The organism is Streptomyces sp. NPDC028907, from assembly GCF_055564995.1.
In genome coordinates this window covers 144,476-161,247 of sequence record NZ_JBVHVE010000014.1, presented here as the reverse complement: position 1 = coordinate 161,247, position 16,772 = coordinate 144,476, and the positions used below count along the sequence as shown (strand labels likewise).

Sequence of the window (16,772 nt, the reverse complement as noted above, 5' to 3'; positions counted from 1 at the left end):
GGTCGCCCGGGCGCCGGCGGGTCTCCTCAGGCGGCCGCCCCCTCCGCCAGCGCGCTGTGCAGTCGCCGGGCCTGGGCCACCAGCCGGGACGAGCCACGGCGGTCCGCCGTCCGCGCCAGGTGCGGTATCTCCTCGCGTGCCCCCGTGCGTTCGGCGCACTCCGCGGCGACGGCCAGGAGATCCGCGAGTCCCCGGGCGGGAGCGGCCGCACCGGCGGCCGAGAGGTCCGCGAGCAGGACGGGCACGGTGTGCCGGAGCATCCCCCATATGGTGGCGTTCGCCCCCGTGGCCACCGCTGTGCGCATCGACTCCACGAGCCGCGACGGCTTCACGGCCCCGAGCCGCACCAACTGCCCCAGGTCCGCGCCCATCCGCGCCGAGTCGAGCTGGCCGCGTGCGGCGAGCACCAGCAGGGCGTCCACGGCGGCGAGCCGGTCCTCCGGATGCCGTGCACCGAGCCCGTACGCCACGGACAGGTGGACCGCCTCACCGGCCTCGCCGCCCGACTCGGCCAGCAGGGGCAGGACGGCCGCCTCGCCTCGGGTGTCGTGGACGGCGACCGCGGTGAAGTCGCGCAGCATCCTGACCGCCACGAGTTCACGCTGCTCGGGGAGCAGGGCCAGCCAGTGCCGCCGTACACCGTCGCTCCAGTGGTAGCAGTACCTGCGATCCGGGTCGACGCTCACGGGCCGCCCCAACGGCCGGAACCCGGGCGGGAAGTCCCCCTGCAGCTCGGCTGCTTCCGCCGCTTCGAGGAGTATCCGGTCCCCTGACGTCCGCCGCCGGAACGCCGGCACGGCGGGAGCCCCGGACGCCAGCCACTGGGAGAGCCGCGTACCCTCCGGGGTGCCGAGCCCCGCCGCCCGCTCCGCGGCCGCCTCGGCCATCGCACGGTCACCGCGCCGCACCCGTAGCAGAGCCTGCGCGAAGTCGGCTTCCGACACCCGTGCGCCGAGGCGTCGGTACCCGTCCAGCCGTGCCACCAGTTCGTCCGGCTCCAGCAGACCCGTGCCCCAGGTGGGCGTGGAGAGCAGGAACGGCAGCGGCTCGGTGCGGATCCGGTACGCGACCTCCCAGACACGGGCCTCGAAGGCCCGGGCGAGCGGGCTGTGGCCGCAGTCGGTGGTGACGGTCCAGCGCCCAAGAGCCTTGTGGAGTGTGGTGGTCAGCAGGTTCCCCCGTAGTGTCGCGAGCAGGAGCTCAAGGCCGCGCGCCGCGTTGAACAGACCGTGGTTCCCGGTGAAGTGGTCGTCCACACGGAACCCGTGCCGCGGATCCCGCTGGTTCCACCAGCGCCCCGCGACGACCGGTTCCAGGGCCTCCAGCAGCATGTCCCGGTCGTGGTACGCATGCCGTACGAGTCCGTCCAGGGCCCGCTCGAAGGCCGCCACGTCCCCGTCCGTGGCTAGCAACGCCCCGACCTCTTCGGCCAGTTCCGTGACCGAGTCGGGCGCGGGTGCGAGACGCACCGGCTCCGGTGCGGGTGGCAGGACCTCCTCGTACGTCACCGGCTCCGCCGCCACGGGGGACGCGCCGAGGCTCTGGATCGCCCGCGCCCGCAGGGTGGGGATCAACTGCCCCGACGCCGCGGCGAGTTCCTCCCGGACCTCGGCGGTGCCGACCTTTCGGACATGGCGTTCCACCAGCTTCAGCGCCCGCTCCTGCACATCGGAGTCCTCGTGCCCGAAGGCCTGGGCCACCGCGGGCAGCAATTCCTCGGCTGTGGAACCGTCCCGGGCGATCACCTTGCCCAGCAGGATCAGCTGGGCCCGTACGAGCTTCTTCTCGGTGCGGAAGAGCACGGCACCCGACAGCTCGGCCAGCTGACGTGCGGTCAGTTCACCGTCCAGCGCCAGCGACGCCAGCACGGACTGGGCGTGTGCCGCCACGACGGACGCGGCGTCCGAGGCCAGGGCCAGCCAGTCGGCCAGGTGTTCCCGCTCCTCCTCGCGGGTGAGGGCGAAGGCCTTCAGCATGCGCAGGAACACCCGGTGGTCGGCGGCCGGGCCGCCCCGCAGCAGCCTTGCCAGGCACGCGTCGACCGTCGTCTTCCGGTCCAGGGCGCCTTCGACGGTGAGCCGCGCGAGCGCCTCCGTCCAGCTGTCCGGACCTTCGGTGGCCGTCCAGGCCAGCCGGCCGCCGATGTCGTTCGTCTCGAAGAGCGCCGTCGCGAGCCGTCCGAGGTGCGGATCCTTGCGCAACCGGTCCAGGACCGTGTCGCCGCGCTGCCAGACGTGGCCGATGTGCTCCACCCACCCGTGGACGTAGGCCTCCGTCGTCGGTACCGGGCAGCCGGAGAGCCTCACCAGGCCCGCCATCAGCTCGTACGGCACCCGCGAGCCGACCGGACGCTCGGCCAGTCGGTGCACCACGTCGCCGAGCCAGCCGGGAGCCCGATCGCCCAGGAGGTCGATCAGGACGCCCGGAGACGCGGGCCACCAACGCATGTCGGAGGCCGCGAGCCAGCTCGCCACGCCGGCCGCACCGGTCTGGCACGCGGTCCCCGCCGCATGCAGGGCGGGATAGGCGCGACGGGCCTGCGCCGTCCACTGATCCGCCCTGAGCTCCTTGCGCAGTGCCTTCAACTCGGGGAAACACGCCCGCCGTTCGGCGTCCGTCATCCCGTCCAGCAGGCTCACCGCCTCGGCCGTCCGCCCGGCCCGTACCGCGTCCATCAGTGAACTCATCGCGCACCCCCGTCGACTCGTGCCATGTCCCGCTCCGCCGCGGCCATGCCGCGCCGCACCATCCGTACTGCCAGCGCGTGCTTGCACGGGCCGCGCCCGCCCCGGTACTTCGCCCACCACAGACAGCTGCAACTGAGCACGCCTGCGCGGTCGCGCACCCGGTGCACATGCCCGTCCTCCGCCGTCACCGTCCCGACGGCGCCGTCCAGCGTCACCGCGTCCGCGGCCACCAGCGCCCGGGCCGAACGCAGCCGCGGGTTGTGCCGCTCCACGCGCCCGGCGTCGTACGGCAGCTCACGGTGGAAGTACGCCGCCTCCGCCGTGTCGTACCCGACCCGCCCCGACGTACCCAGGCGGACCAGGGCCGCCCGGACGCGCTCGGGTGTGAGGCCCGAGGCGGCTGACAGATCGGCCACGTCGACACGGGGCTCCCATGCGAGGAGCACCGCGATCAGCTCCGCGTCCTCGGCGGCCTCGTCGGTGGCCAGCGCGTCCAGGACGCCGCCCTCGCCGGAGAAGCCACGCGAGGCGTCGGGCGACAGCGTCAGCGTCAGCCGCATGCCCGGCAGCACCACCTCCCACGCACTGGCCGTAGCCGCCGCGCCGCCCGTGACCGCGGGGCCGTACACGCGCAGCGCCGTGGCGTGCCGCAGCACCCGCTGGAGCGCGGCCAGCCGCTCCGGGCCGGGCAGACACACCGCGCCGGGCACCGCACGCGTGGTCGGCCGCAGCCCGCCGCTCCCCGACGGCACCACCCACCGCGCGCCCACCGAGGCGCCGCGCGCCCCACCGCGCGGCAGCGCCCGCAGGAACCGCACGGCCTCGGCGGCCGACAGCTCGGCCCGCAGGTCGAAGCCCGCCGCTATGACCTGCGCCTCCGCGAAACCCCGCAGCCAGCGGTCCGGAAGTGGCACCTTCTTCTCCACGACCGGACCGTCCAGCGTGGTCACCGCCAGTTCCTCCGGACCCACGCGCAGATGCAGCGGATCGTCCGCGCCCATCCTGGACAGAGCCTCGCGCAAGGGGTTGTTGACGTCGACGTTCGTCGTGCCGTGTCCCACCTCGCCGCCGTCCAGGCCCGGCTCCAGCACGTCCAGGCGGGCGTACACCCCGCAGCAGCCGGAGAACGACTCGAAGCGCAGCCGGTCGCCGTTGCCGGTCACGACCGGGTCGAGGGACGCGCGCAGCTGCCGCTGGTAGTACCGGGCGGCCGCCACGTCGGCCACCGCGAGCAGCCCGGCGGAGGCCACCTGAGGAGATGTCAGGAAGCCAGCGAAGAACCGCGGATGGTCCTCGACGCCCGAGGGCGTCGCACCCCGGGACGTCTCGAGCCCCAGGCGTTGTCCGTCCGCTGCGGACTCCAGCACGGAGGGTCGGCGATAGGCCACGGCCTGCAAAGATCGCGTCATGGAAAAACCGTAGAGGCGACCACTGACAATCGGCTCTGACCTGTGAAAACGCCTACCTTCAGGCTGAGTTCGCCCTGGCCGGGCGTGCCCGCCGCCGAGGCACGCGGACACGACTGCGCCGCGCACCGGGGGATGACACCGGTGCGCGGCACGAGGTCCAGGCTACGGGAGTCACTGACCGACCCGGCCCGGCTGCAGGACCTGGGTGAACAGCACGGTGCCGTCGGACTCGCGCAGCCGCACCGTCAGCTCGCCGCTGTCGCCGTCGATGTCGACCTCGCCGAAGAACTGGTAGCCGCCCGCCGGCGAGACGTTCGCTGTGGTCGGCGCCTTGAGGAACACCCGGTCCGGGCCGAAGGTGTTGTCCAGCGTGTTCGCCGGGAACGCACCCGCGTTGAGCGGGCCGGAGACGAACTCCCAGAACGGCTCGAAGTCGGTGAAGGCCGCCCGTGCGGGCTGGTAGTGCTGGGCCGACGTGTAGTGCACGTCGGCGGTCAGCCACACCGTGCCGGTGATCCCGCGGTGCTTGATGAACCGCAGCAGCTCCGCGATCTGCAGCTCCCGCCCCAACGGTGCCCCCGGGTCGCCCTGCGCGACGGCCTCGACGTTCGGCTTGCCGTCGCCGGTGTCCGGCACCACCAGGCCGAGCGGCATGTCCGAGGCGATCACCTTCCACACCGCCCGGGAGCGGGCCAGCTCACGCTTGAGCCACCGCAGCTGCTCGGCGCCGAGGATGCCCTGCGCGTCCGTGGCCTGGTCGTCCGTCGAGTTGGCGTTGCGGTAGGTGCGCATGTCCAGCACGAACACGTCCAGCAGCGGGCCGTGGTTGACCACGCGGTAGACCCGGCCGTCGGGGCGGCGCAGCGTCGAGAGGGGGAAGTACTCCGAGAACGCCTGCCGGGCGCGCGAGGCCAGGACGTCGACGTTCTTCTCGGTGTAGCGGGCGTCGGCCAGGATCTCGCCGGGGTACCAGTTGTTGGTCACCTCGTGGTCGTCCCACTGGATGATGGACGGGACCTGGGCGTTGAACCGCTTGAGGTTGTCGTCGAGCAGGTTGTAGCGGAAGTTGCCGCGGAACTCGGCCAGGGTCTCGGCGACCTTCGACTTCTCCTCGGTGGTGATGTTCCGCCAGGTGCTGCCGTCGGGCAGCGCGACCGAGGCCGAGATCGGGCCGTCGGCGTAGATGTTGTCGCCGCTGCACAGGAAGAAGTCCGGGTCCAGCGCGGCCATCGCGTCGTAGATCCGGTAGCCGCCGAAGTCCGGGTTGATGCCCCAGCCCTGACCGGCGAGGTCGCCCGACCACACGAACCGCACCCCGTCGCGCCGCCGTGCCGAGGCGGTACGGAAGGTGCCGGTGACCGGCTCGCCGGTGCGGCGCGGGTCGTCCGGGTCGGCGAGCAGCACGCGGTAGTGGATCTGCTCGCCGGACGGCAGGCCGCGCAGCCGGGTCGTGCCGGTGAAGTCCGTGTCCGCGCCGAGCAGCGGGCCGTGCCATCTGCGCGGTGCGCGGAACGACTCGGTCGCGGACGTCTCCACGATCATCCGGGCCGGACGGTCGGACCGCACCCACACCAGCCCCGCGTCACAGGTCACGTCTCCCGTCTGGACGCCGCATCCCGCCCTGGGCCGCCCCGACAGGGCGAACGCCGGTGCCGAGCCGAGCGCCGTGGGCAGGGTGAGCGCCGCCGAAGCGGCGAGCGAGCCGCGCAGAACGCTGCGACGGCCCGGGAACGAACGGTGTGACATGGAGGCCTCCAGGGGCGGGATCCGGCCAGTGTGCAGTGCCACAACTACTGGTGCGCCGCAGCGCGCACGGAAACCACAAGTGAACAACTGACCGCATCCGCAAGGGAACCGGCGCGTGAGGCGCGAGTCGTGCTCAGCGCCGATCCGTGGCGGTCGCCTCGGCCATGAGCCGTACGCCCGCCCGGATCCGCGTCGGCGGCAGGTGCGCGTACCCCAGCACAAGCCGCACACCCCGCTGTCCGTCCTCCTCGGCACGCGCGCGTGCGCCGTCCGCGTGCGCGTAGTCCGTCAGCGGGCGCACCGCCACGCCGGCCGCGGCCACGCGCGCGAGGAACCGCTCCTGCGGCCCGTACCGTTCCGGCAGCGCGGCGATGACGTGCAGACCCGCGGCGATGCCGGTCACCTCCGCGCCCGGAAAGTGCTCCTCCAGCGCGGAGACGAGGGCGTCGCGACGCTCCCGGTACGCGCGCTGGCACCGGCGCAGCTGGCGGTCGTAGTCACCGCGCTCCACGAACCGGGCGAACAGCGCCTGGTCGAGGGTGGGGTGCCCGAGGTCCATGGTCCGCTTGCGTTCGACGACGTCCTCGGCCAGCGCCTCCGGTACGAGCAGCCAGCCGAGCCGCAGTCCCGGAGCGAGGGACTTGCTGACCGACCCCGCGTAGGCGACGCGCTCCGGGTCGAGGCCCTGAAGTGCGCCGACGGGGGCTCGGTCGTACCGGAAGTCGCCGTCGTAGTCGTCCTCCAGGACGAATCCGTCGACGGACCGCGCCCAGTCGAGCAGCTCGGTGCGGCGCTGGGCGGTGTAGGCGATTCCGGTGGGGAACTGGTGGGCCGGTGTCGTGACGACGGACCGTACGCCCGATTCCCGCAGCGCGCCCATGACGAACCCCTCGTCGTCCAGCGGCAGCGGCACCGTGGTGACGCCCGCGGCCGCGTAGAGGGCGTCGTGCTGCGGGCTTCCGGGGTTCTCCACGCCGACTTCGCGCAGCCCGCGCGCGTGCAGGACGAAACCGAGCAGCGTCGTCGCCTGCGCCACGCCGGACACGACCACCAGGCGCTCGGGATCCGCGACCACGCCGCGGCGGCGTGCCAGCAGTTCGGCGAGCGCGGTACGCAGCCGGGGCAGCCCGCGCGGGTCGGGATAGCCGAGCTCGTGGTGCGGCAGCTCGGCCAGCACCCCGCGCTGCGCGGCCGCCCACGCGGCGCGCGGGAACATCGACAGGTCCGGCGTGCCGGGAACGAAGTCGGGCCGGGCACCGGTGGCCCGGGGCGCGAGGTCACGCGCGCGTGGCCGGGCGGACCGTACGGCACCGCCCACCCAGGTCCCGGCACCCCGGCCGCTGCGCAGATAGCCCTCCGCCGTCAGCTGCTCGTACGCCTCGGTGATCAACCCGCGGGACACGCCGAGGTCGGCCGCGAGGTCCCGGCTCGACGGCAGCCGCGTGTCCGGCGCCAGCCGCCCCGACCGCACCGCCTCACGCAACGCCGCCTGCAGCGAACGTCCACGCGTGCGTGCGGGCGCCGAAGCGGCCGGCAGAAGCAACTCCCAGGCGGCGGAGCCCACCTGCCGTTCGGGGCCGTCGGCCGGATTGGTCTCCGATGACGTCATGAAAGTGGACCTTAATCCGGACCGCGCCGGTTCCTAGCGTCACTCCCATGAACGCCACCACCATGCGCGGTGCCCTCCTCGCCGCGCTCGCCTGCGTCCTCGTCGGAGGATCCTTCACCGCCAACAGCCTGCTCGGCGACTACCCGTACGCCGGCGGCCAGTTCCTGCGCTACGGCCTCGCCTGTCTCCTGCTCGTCCCGCTCGCCGGACGGGGCGCCGCGACCCGGCTGCGCACGCTCACCGGGCGTCAGTGGGCCCGCCTCGTCGTCCTCGCCGCCGTCGGCATGGTCGGCTTCAACCTGGCCGTCATCGCCGCCGAGAGGACGGCCGAACCGGCGGTCCCCGGTGTCTTCGTCGGCTGCGCGCCGGTGGTGGTGGCCGTGGTCGTGCCCCTGCTGGACGGGCGGCGGCCGCAACGGACGGTCCTGTACGGGGCGTCGCTCGTCGCCGTGGGCGCGTTCACGGTCCAGGGCTGGGGTCGCACGGACGGCGCCGGCATCGCCTTCTCCGTGTGCGCGCTGATCGGCGAGGTCGGCTTCGCGGTCCTGGCCGTGCCCGTACTGCGCCCTCTGGGACCGCGGCTGCTGTCCGCCACGGTGTGCGCGGTCGCCGCCGTGGAGTCGGCGGTCGCGGGGCTGCTCCTCGACGGCACCGCATGGCTGCGCCGGCCCGACACCGTCGAGACGCTGGCTCTCCTTTGGCAGGCCGTGATCGTGACCGTCGTCGGCTTCGTGTGCTGGTACATCGGCATGCAGCGGATCGGCGCCGAGCGCGCCACCCTCTTCTCGGGGCTCATCCCGGTGGCCGCCGCCTGCACCGCCCCGCTCGTCGGAACCGGCTCCTACGGCGCCGTCCAGGCCCTCGGCAGTGCCCTCGTCGGCGCCGGGGTCGCCCTGGGCTCCGGCGCGTTGACGCGCGCCGCGCGCGTGCGCAGCCAAGGCGGGCGTGCCCCACGCGTGCGTACCCCGCGCGAGTCAGCGGCTGCCGTCGAGGATGACGCGCGCGACCAGGGCCGGGTCGTCGTTCATGGGGCAGTGGCCGCAACCGGGAAGCCGGACGAGGCGGGCCCGGGGGATGATCTGTTTGGCGCGCACACCTTGGCGGCGCACGAGCAACCGGTCCCTGCTGCCCCAGGCCACAGTGACCGGGATCCCGGGGATGTCGTCGGTGAACCGGACGGTACGGCCGGCGCCGAGGGTCTGGTCGAAGCCCGTGGCCCGCGCCAGAGCCAGCGTCTCGGCGACCACGGCGTCGGGTGACCGCCGGCCCGGGCGCGCGTAGATCGTGCTGGTCAGGACGGTACGGCCGGCCGCCGACCGGGACAGCTGCTCCACCAGCGGCAGCGGCAGCCGCCGCGAGATGTGCCGCATCGCGAGCAGCACACCGAAGGCGTAGCGCCGCTCGGCCTCGGACCAGAAGCCGGCCGGGGAGAGAGCGGTCACGGACCGCGCCAGCTTCTCGCGGCCGAGTTCCAGCGCGATCAGACCGCCCAGCGAGTTGCCCACCACGTGCGGCCGTTCGAGGTCCATGGCCTCGCAGAAGGCGCCGAACACGGCAGTCGTCGTGGCCAGGTCGTAGCTGAGACCGTCGGGCAGGCCCGGGGACGTCCCGAAGCCGGGCAGGTCCACGGAGATCACGTCGCGCTCGGCCGCGAGGATGTCCACCACCGGGTCCCAGACCTGCCGGTGGTGGCCGATCCCGTGCAGCAGGAGCAGCGGTTCGCCGCTCCCCACGCGCGCGTAGTCGACGCTCACGCTCCGCGGGCCGTGCGGAGAGGCGACCTGGAGGGAGACGGTGGAGGCGGTGGCGGACATGGGGTGCTCCTCGTCTGGGACACACTGGCTGAGTCTGGGACAACGGCGGACGGCCGTAGACAGCTTGTCAGCAATTGCTACCGACGGGTAGACCTCGGCGGCCGGTGATCCTCGGGCGGCGCCACCCGCAACGTGCCTTGCCCGCCTCGCGGTTGAACGCCCCGCCCCCGCGGCGCCGATTTCGCCTGGACACGACCGGACGCGTCGGATGGGATGGAACAGTGACGACCTACACCGAGACCGACGTCTTCGAAGAGCACCGCCCCGTCCTCCTCGGGGTCGCCTACCGCATGCTCGGCCGCGTGGCCGACGCGGAGGACGTGGTGCAGGAGGCCTGGCTTCGCTGGTCCAACGCCGACCGGTCCGAGGTGCGCGAACCGCGCGCCTACCTCGTGCGCGTCACCACCCGGCTCGCCATCGACCGGCTGCGCCAGGTCAAGGCGCGGGGCGAGACCTATGTCGGTCCCTGGCTGCCGGAGCCGTACGTCACCGACTTCGGGGACGCTGTCCCGGACACCGCCGAGCGGGCCGTCCTCGCCGACTCCGTCTCCCTCGCCGTCCTCGTCGTCCTGGAGTCGCTGTCACCGCTGGAGCGGGCGGTGTTCGTCCTCAGGGAGGCCTTCGGCTACCCGTACGCCGAGATCGCCGCCATGCTCGACCGCGGCGAGGCGGCCGTGCGCCAGCTCGCCGGACGTGCCCGCAAGCACGTCGACGAACGGCGGCCGCGGTACGAGGTCGACCCGGTACAGCGACGCGATCTCACCGAACGCTTCCTGGCCGCGGCGGCGGAGGGCGACCTGGAAGGGCTCATGTCCCTCCTCGCCCCGGACGTCCGCCTCGTCGGCGACAGCGGCGGCAAGGCCAAGGCGCCGGTGCGGGTCCTGGAGACCGCCGACAAGGTGGGTCGCTTCCTGGTCGGCGCCGCGCGGAAGGGCGTCGCCGACGTGTCCTTCCGGTTCCTGGAGGTCAACGGTGGCCCCGCGGTGCTGGTGCGCTCCGGCGACAAGCCCGACAGCGTCTTCCAGCTGGACGTCCTGGACGGCCGGATCCAGGCGGTCTACATCATCCGCAACCCCGACAAGCTGACGTCGCTGGCGACGGCGTAGCCCCGCCGCCGCGTCCTGGGCGCGGCGGCCCGGGCCCGCCCCGTGAACGTTCCCGGCCATTGGTATTGACCAAGGGTGAGGGCCGCCCTATGGTCGCTGATAAGTGCAACAACCTTTAATAAACAAGGGCGCTAAAACGCCGCTGGGCCACGGCGATTGCGGAGGACAGGGTGGGGACCACGCAGCTCGAATCGGTGCCGGAGCCGAAGTACTGGCACCTCAGGACCGTGCTCAGTGAGGCACTGGACTCCGAATTCACCGTGGGCGAGATTCTGCCCAACGAACGCGACCTGGCCGCCCGCTTCGGCGTCGCCAGGGCCACGCTCCGCCAGGCACTGGAACAGCTCGAACTGGAAGGCAGGCTCCAGCGCCGCCGCGGCGTCGGTACGACCGTCGCGCCGCCGCGCGTGGGCGTGTCCGTCGGCAGCGAGCAGCACGCCTGGCCGGGAGCGCCCGACGACGTCTGGCAGCCCGTGGACTGCACGCCCGCGGTGCCGCCCGCGTCCGTGGCCGACGCCCTGGACAGCGGCCGGGACGAGCCCGTGCACACCGTGCGCCGCTCCCGCGTGACCCACGGCCAGCCCGTCGCCGCCGAGTTGCTCTACATCCCGCAGTCGTCGGTGCCCGACCTCTCCGCCATCGACGCCCCTTCCGGAGCGGCACGCGCGCGTGCCGTGCTGCGCGAGCTCCAGCGCCTGGAGCTGGAGGGCCAGGAGAGCGCCGTCGAGCTGGGCTCGGCCCGCGCGGACGACGCCAAGGAGCTGGACCGCCTCCCCGGGGCGCCCGTCCTCGTCGTCACCACCCGCTACATCGCCGAGGGCCGCACCGCCGCGCTCTCGGTCGCCACGTACCGCGCGGACACCTGCCGGCTGACCTTCGGTGACTCCGGCCGCGTGGAGATCCACCAGGACCCGGAGCGCCAGGCGTCCTGACCGCCGCACCCGCACAGGCCGCGCGCCCCGGAGCCACTCCGGGGCGCGTCGTGTTCACCGGCACGGACGGTGCGTCGTCAGCGCCGCCCGGTCACCGTGCCCTCCACCGCGAACAGCTGCTCCTCCACATGGTCGAGGGCGAGCCGCAGCGCGCCCGTCGCCACGGCGGCCTCGCCGAGGAGGGACAGGGCGACCTTCGGGGGGCGCAGGCAGTAGCGGGCCAGTTCGCGGCGCAGCGGCTCCAGCACGCCGTCCAGACCGGCGGCCCAGCCGCCGACGACGACCAGCTCGGGGTCGAGGGCGAGGACCAGGGCGGCCACGTCGTGGACGAGGCGCTGGATGAAGCGCTCGACGGCCGCGAGGGCCCGCTGGTCGCCCTCGCGGGCCTGGGCGAAGACCTCGGCGACGGCACGCTCGTCGAGGGGGCGCAGCGGCTCGTCCGTGGTGGACAGCAGGGTCTCCGGCGTGGCCTCGCGGCCCAGCAGATGCAGCGCGCCGATCTCGCCGGCGGCGCCGCCGAACCCCCGGTGCAGCTGACCGCCGATCAGTGAACCGGCGCCCGGGCTCAACCCGGCCAGCACGAACACCACGTCGTCGGACTCGGTGGCGGAGCCCTTCCAGTGCTCGGCGACCGCCGCCGCGTTGGCGTCGTTCTCCACCAGCACCGGGCACTTGAAGGAACGGCTCAGTCGCTCGCCCAGCCTGAGACCCGTCCACTCGGGCAGCGCGGCGCCCAGCCGCACGGTCCCGTCGGCCTCGACGATGCCCGGAGTCGCGACGCCGACGGCCCGCAGCGAACCCCGTGCCACACCGGCCCGGCGCAGCAGTTCCGCGACCGCCGTACGCACCCGCTCCAGCCGCTCGTCGGCCGGAGCCGTCTCGTCGACCTTCTTGTCGACGGCGCCCAGCACCCGGCCGTCCAGATCGGCCAGGAGCGCGGCGACCCGATGCGCGCCGATGTCCACGCCCAGCAGATGACCCGCCTCGGCCCGGAACCGGAACCGCCGCGCGGGCCGGCCCTGCCGCCGCACGACACTCTCGTCGGCCGCCTTCTCGACGACGTACCCCGCCTCGATGAGCCCTTCGACGACACCCTCGACGGTCGGCCGGGACAGCCCGGTCACCCGGGTGATCTCCGTCAGTGTGGCGGCGTCCGTGGCACGCAGCGCGTGCAGCACCACCGCGGAGTTGATCCTTCGCAGCAGCGAGGGATCCCCGCCGGTCAGCTGCCCCAACGTCCGTCCTCCCAGCTCGTGCGCATGTTGGGCGGATGGTACTCGCCGCGGCCCACCCCGGCGAGAGGCGGTACCCCGACGCCCCGCTGGTCGGTCCGAGCGGCCCTGTCCCCGCCGGCCGTCACCCCGGCGCCACGAACCCCGACTCGTATGCCGTGATCACCGCCTGCGTGCGGTCCCGCGCCCCCAGCTTCGCCAGAACGGCACTCACATGGGACTTCACCGTCTCGGTCCCGACCACCAGACGGTCGGCGATCTCCGCGTTCGACAGGCCGCGCGCCATCAGCCGCAGCACCTCGGCCTCCCGGTCGGTCAGCCGGGCCCGCTCCAGGACCGCCCGCGCCGCCCGGTTCCCCCCGTCGTCGCCGTACCGCGCGGCGAGCTGCCGCACCGACGCCGGGAACAACAGCGACTCGCCCTCGGCGACCAGCCGCACGGCGTGCACGATCTCGGCCGGCCGGGCCCGCTTCAGCAGGAAGCCGTCGGCGCCGGCCCGCAGGGCCTCGTAGACGTACTCGTCGTTCTCGAAGGTCGTGATGACGACGATCTTCGGCGGCGCGTCGACCGTCCGCAGCACCGCGCGCGTGGCCTCGATCCCGTCCAGCAGCGGCATCCGCACGTCCATGGCGACAACGTCGGGCCGCAACCGCCGCACCAGCGGAATCACCGCCGCCCCGTCGGCCGCCTCCCCGACCACCTCGATGTCGGGCTGCGCCTCCAACACGGCCCGCAGACCCGCGCGTACGAGGGGTTCGTCGTCGACGAGGAGAACGGTGACCGGCATCCGGCCAGCCTAGATCAACTCAAGGGCAGCTCAACATGTACCTGCCAGTCACCGCGGTCGGGGCCGGTCCGCGCCTGTCCGCCCAGCAGTGCGGCGCGCTCACGGATCCCGCGCAGGCCGCTGCCCCTGCCGGGCCCGGGTATGCCGTCGGTGAGCGGATTGCGGACCTCCAGGGTGAGCCTGCCGTCCGCGACGGCGACCCGGACGCGGGCCGGGGCGGAGTCCGCGTGCCGCAGCACGTTGGTCAGCGACTCCTGCAGGATGCGATATCCCTCCCGGGAGATTGACCCGGGCACGGTGTCCAACGGCCCGGTCATGTCGATGTCGACCTTGGTGCCGGAGGCGCGCGCGGACTCCAGCAGACGGTCGGCGTCCGTGAGCGTCGGCCGGCTGCTGACCGGCCGCTCGGACTCGCGCAGGACTCCGAGCACCCGCTCCAGATCCTCCAGGGCGGCCCGCCCGGTCTCCTCGATGGCGTCCAGGGCACGGTCGGTGAAGACGGGATCGCCGGCTGCTCGGGCGGCTCCCGCCTGGACGACGGCCACGGTCAGGGCATGCCCGATGGAGTCGTGGAGCTCACGGGCGATACGGGTGCGCTCCAGAAGCTGCTCGGTGCGCTCCTCCAGGGCGGCGAGGCGCTCGGCGGGGGAGGGGCCCAGGAGACGGTGGGCCAGGGCGGTGATGAGATGACCCGAGCCGATCACGGTCAGCGCCAGGGCCCCCAGCGACAAGGGCGCGAGCAGGACGTGCCACCAGTGGTGGCCGTCAAGGAGCAGCAGCACGCCCTCCTCGACGTCACGGCCGAACGCGGACGACACCAAGTCCACCGAGGTGAGCAGCAGTTGGACGGTTGCCATTGATGTCGCGCAGCCGAGCAACAGCCGCGCCTCCAGCCACACGACGAGCCGTCCCCGGTCGCCCCAGGAGACGGACGGGCTGACGACGATGTCGGTGCTTCCCCCGTCATGCCGGTGACCGGTCAGCAGCAACCTCGCCTGCAGCCCCTCCACGGTGCGCATCGCCGGCACGAGCCCGACGGGCGCGAGCAGCACGGCCGCCGACACCCAGGTCCACCACGCTTCCTCGATGAACAGCAGCATCGACGGCCACACGATGGCGATGCACAAATGCAGCAATCGTGTGTACGTCACCGCCCGGCCGAACGGGCGCAGCAGACGGACCATTTCGTCATGGTGCCAGCCACCGCTGACGACGAGCCTCCCCCGCACGGGGGAGACGATCTCCACCGGCGGGGGAGGGCCGCACCCGCCCCCGACCGCCAGGCTGATGCCATGACCAGCATCGAAGTCCAAGCCCTCACCAAGGAGTACGGCACCCGGCGGGCTGTGGACGACCTCACCTTCACCGTCCTCCCCGGCCGTGTCACCGGCTTCCTCGGCCCCAACGGCGCCGGGAAGTCCACCACCATGCGACTGGTGCTCGGCCTCGACCGGCCGACGTCCGGAACCGCCACGATCGGCGGCCGTGCCTACCCGACCCTGCGCGAACCCCTGCGTCACGTCGGTGCGTTGCTGGACGCCCAGGCCGCGCACGGCTCCCGCACCGCCCGCGACCACCTGCGCGTCCTCGCGGTGAGCAACCGCGTCGCCGTCCGCCGGGTCGACGAGGTGCTGGAGGAGACCGGGCTCGCCTCGGTCGCGCGCCGCAGGGTGAAGACGTACTCCCTGGGCATGCGCCAGCGGCTCGGCATCGCGGCGGCCCTCATCGGCGACCCCGAGGTGGTCATGCTCGACGAGCCCTCCAACGGCCTCGACCCCGAGGGCATCATCTGGATCCGCGCCCTGCTGCGCCGGCTCGCGGGGCAGGGGCGCACGGTCCTGGTCTCCAGCCACCTCATGAACGAGACCGCGTCCTTCGCCGACCACCTGGTGGTTCTCGGCCGGGGGCGCCTGCTGGCCGACACGCCGATGCGAGAGTTCATCCACGCACGCGTGGAGCCCCGCGTCCGTGTCCGCACCACGGACGCCACCGCGCTCAAGGCGGCCCTCGACCGCCACGGTCACGACGCCGTCGAGCACGAGGACGGGCACTGGAGCGTGCGCCACGCACGCGTGGACGACATCGGCCGCATCGCCTCGCAGGCCGGAGTCCCCCTTCTCGAACTCGCGCCTGAGGAAGCCACGTTGGAGCAGGCCTACCTGGACCTGACCGCGACCGAGGCCGAGTTCACCGCACAGCCCCAGGAGGCCTGAACCATGGGATTCGCACCCGTGCTCCACTCGGAGTGGCTCAAGATCCGCACGCTTCGCTCGCTGCCAGGAGCGCTGCTCGCGCTCTTCGCCGCCACCACGGCGTTCTCCGCGCTGGCAGGCTCCGACGGCAGTTCAGATGCCGAGTTCGACCCGCTGTTCACCGCGCTGTCGGGTGTGCTGCCCGGCCAGATCGCGGCCATCTCGTTCGGCGCGATGGCCGTGTCGTCGGAGTACCACGGGGGTGCGCTCCGACTGACGCTCGCCGCTGCGCCGCAGCGCGGACTGTGGTTCGCCGCCAAGGTGACGGCCATCGCCGTGCCGGCGCTGCTCGTAGGTCTCCTCACCGCCTGCACGGCGTACGTCGTGGCACGCGCGGGACTGGGACCGGCGGCGGACGGGGTCACGACGGGCGAGCAGGTGCGCGGCGTCCTGGGCTGTGGTGTCTACCTCATGCTCATGGCCCTGTTCGCGGCGGGCCTGACCGCGGTGCTCCGCAGCGGGGTGGCCACGCTCTCCCTGATGATCCCGTTCATCCTCGTGGTGTCCTTCGTGATCGGGGACGCCGCGGGCACCGTGGCCGACTTCCTGCCCGACAAGGCCGGACAGATCGTCCTGCACCAGACGTACGACGGCACCCTCGGGCCCTGGTCCGGCCTGGCGGTGACCGCGCTCTGGACGGCGGCGGCGCTGCTCGCGGGGGCGTGGAGCGTGCGGCGGCGGGACGCCTGACGGCACGCCAGTTGTCAGTGGTGCCGGGTTTACTGGAACGCATGAACATCGCACGGCACATCGCCCTCATCGACGAGTTGTGCTTCCGCCAGGTCATGGCGGAGCGCACCTCGTCGCACGGCGACGAGAGCGGCCCCGGCTACCACGTCGTGGTGTTAGAGAGCAGTCACGGCGACATTGGGACCCGTGCGGAGACGGTGGAGCAGTACGAGAAGTACCGCGACGCCCTGGACGAGCGGTTCGCGGCCCGCTGGAGAGAAACGGCCCCCTACAACCTCCAGACCGTCTCGCTGCGTACCGCGCAGGAGGAGATACCCGATCCCTGGGTCTCGCTCAGCGCACGCGCCCGCGTGGCCTGCGTCTGGGAAGCGGAGGGGACGGGCCGTTGGGTCGCGGTCTGCGTCGCCGACCTGGACGAGGACGACGACGTGAAGCTGCTCGGCGTGGTCACGGAGATCGACCCACCGTGACCCGGTCAGGCGTCGGAGTGATCCGTCAACGCCCGCCG

At 73.1% G+C, this 16,772-nt stretch carries 13 protein-coding genes and 1 pseudogene; 6 read left to right on the top strand and 8 right to left on the bottom strand.

Translation table 11 applies throughout. The features are described 5' to 3' along the window. Nucleotides 1-26: 26 nt before the first annotated feature. From ACZ4UU_RS35170 to pdxR, 4 genes are all read right to left on the bottom strand, one after another. Nucleotides 27-2,687, bottom strand: coding sequence for a DUF7824 domain-containing protein (locus ACZ4UU_RS35170; RefSeq protein WP_471907447.1), 2,661 nt, complete (start codon nucleotides 2,685-2,687; stop codon nucleotides 27-29). After that, nucleotides 2,684-4,096 carry an SWIM zinc finger family protein gene (locus ACZ4UU_RS35165; RefSeq protein WP_471907446.1) on the bottom strand — a complete coding sequence of 471 codons (1,413 nt, stop codon included), beginning with the start codon at nucleotides 4,094-4,096 and terminating at the stop codon, nucleotides 2,684-2,686. Before ACZ4UU_RS35165 ends, ACZ4UU_RS35170 begins: the two co-directional genes overlap by 4 nt. 171 nt (nucleotides 4,097-4,267) lie before the next feature. Beyond that, nucleotides 4,268-5,842, bottom strand: coding sequence for an alkaline phosphatase D family protein (locus tag ACZ4UU_RS35160; protein WP_471907445.1), 1,575 nt, complete (start codon nucleotides 5,840-5,842; stop codon nucleotides 4,268-4,270). Nucleotides 5,843-5,975: 133 nt separating this feature from the next. Next, nucleotides 5,976-7,451, bottom strand: coding sequence for a MocR-like pyridoxine biosynthesis transcription factor PdxR (gene pdxR, locus ACZ4UU_RS35155; protein ID WP_471907444.1), 1,476 nt, complete (start codon nucleotides 7,449-7,451; stop codon nucleotides 5,976-5,978). 47 nt (nucleotides 7,452-7,498) lie between these two features. On the opposite strand from pdxR, the pseudogene ACZ4UU_RS35150 reads away from it, so the two are divergent. After that, nucleotides 7,499-8,335, top strand: a pseudogene (locus tag ACZ4UU_RS35150) (DMT family transporter); the annotation flags it as partial. 90 nt (nucleotides 8,336-8,425) lie between these two features. On the opposite strand, the gene ACZ4UU_RS35145 reads toward ACZ4UU_RS35150, so the two are convergent. Then, on the bottom strand, nucleotides 8,426-9,265 hold the full coding sequence (locus tag ACZ4UU_RS35145; RefSeq protein WP_471907443.1) for an alpha/beta fold hydrolase: 840 nt from the start codon (nucleotides 9,263-9,265) through the stop codon (nucleotides 8,426-8,428). 221 nt (nucleotides 9,266-9,486) lie between these two features. Between ACZ4UU_RS35145 and ACZ4UU_RS35140 the strand changes: the two genes are divergently transcribed. Together ACZ4UU_RS35140 and ACZ4UU_RS35135 are read left to right on the top strand one after the other, a co-directional pair. Then, nucleotides 9,487-10,371, top strand: a complete 885-nt coding sequence (locus ACZ4UU_RS35140; RefSeq protein ID WP_471907442.1) for an RNA polymerase sigma-70 factor — start codon at nucleotides 9,487-9,489, stop codon at nucleotides 10,369-10,371. Between the two features lie 170 nt (nucleotides 10,372-10,541). Continuing rightward, nucleotides 10,542-11,303 (top strand): GntR family transcriptional regulator, encoded by a 762-nt coding sequence (locus tag ACZ4UU_RS35135; protein ID WP_471907441.1) that lies wholly within the window; start codon nucleotides 10,542-10,544, stop codon nucleotides 11,301-11,303. Nucleotides 11,304-11,380: 77 nt separating this feature from the next. On the opposite strand, the gene ACZ4UU_RS35130 is transcribed toward ACZ4UU_RS35135, so the two are convergent. The 3 genes from ACZ4UU_RS35130 to ACZ4UU_RS35120 form a co-directional block, all read right to left on the bottom strand. Further along, entirely contained in the window at nucleotides 11,381-12,538 is a 1,158-nt protein-coding gene (locus tag ACZ4UU_RS35130; protein ID WP_471907440.1) for an ROK family transcriptional regulator, read from the bottom strand. Nucleotides 12,539-12,659: 121 nt separating this feature from the next. Further along, nucleotides 12,660-13,322: a response regulator transcription factor gene (locus ACZ4UU_RS35125; RefSeq protein ID WP_471907439.1), complete on the bottom strand. Its 663-nt coding sequence runs from the start codon at nucleotides 13,320-13,322 to the stop codon at nucleotides 12,660-12,662. 14 nt (nucleotides 13,323-13,336) lie between these two features. Next, nucleotides 13,337-14,506, bottom strand: coding sequence for a sensor histidine kinase (locus ACZ4UU_RS35120; RefSeq protein WP_471907438.1), 1,170 nt, complete (start codon nucleotides 14,504-14,506; stop codon nucleotides 13,337-13,339). A 108-nt stretch (nucleotides 14,507-14,614) separates the two neighbouring features. Here ACZ4UU_RS35120 and ACZ4UU_RS35115 point away from each other — a divergent pair, with 108 nt between their 5' ends. Genes ACZ4UU_RS35115 through ACZ4UU_RS35105 form a run of 3 tightly spaced genes read left to right on the top strand, consistent with a single transcriptional unit; the run spans nucleotide 14,615 to nucleotide 16,734 of the window. Then, complete coding sequence (locus tag ACZ4UU_RS35115; protein WP_471907437.1) at nucleotides 14,615-15,535, top strand: ABC transporter ATP-binding protein; 921 nt, start codon at nucleotides 14,615-14,617, stop codon at nucleotides 15,533-15,535. 3 nt (nucleotides 15,536-15,538) lie between these two features. Continuing rightward, entirely contained in the window at nucleotides 15,539-16,264 is a 726-nt protein-coding gene (locus ACZ4UU_RS35110) for an ABC transporter permease (RefSeq protein WP_471907436.1), read from the top strand. A 41-nt stretch (nucleotides 16,265-16,305) separates the two neighbouring features. Further along, on the top strand, nucleotides 16,306-16,734 hold the full coding sequence (locus ACZ4UU_RS35105; RefSeq protein ID WP_471907435.1) for a hypothetical protein: 429 nt from the start codon (nucleotides 16,306-16,308) through the stop codon (nucleotides 16,732-16,734). The last annotated feature ends 38 nt before the right edge of the window (nucleotides 16,735-16,772 follow it).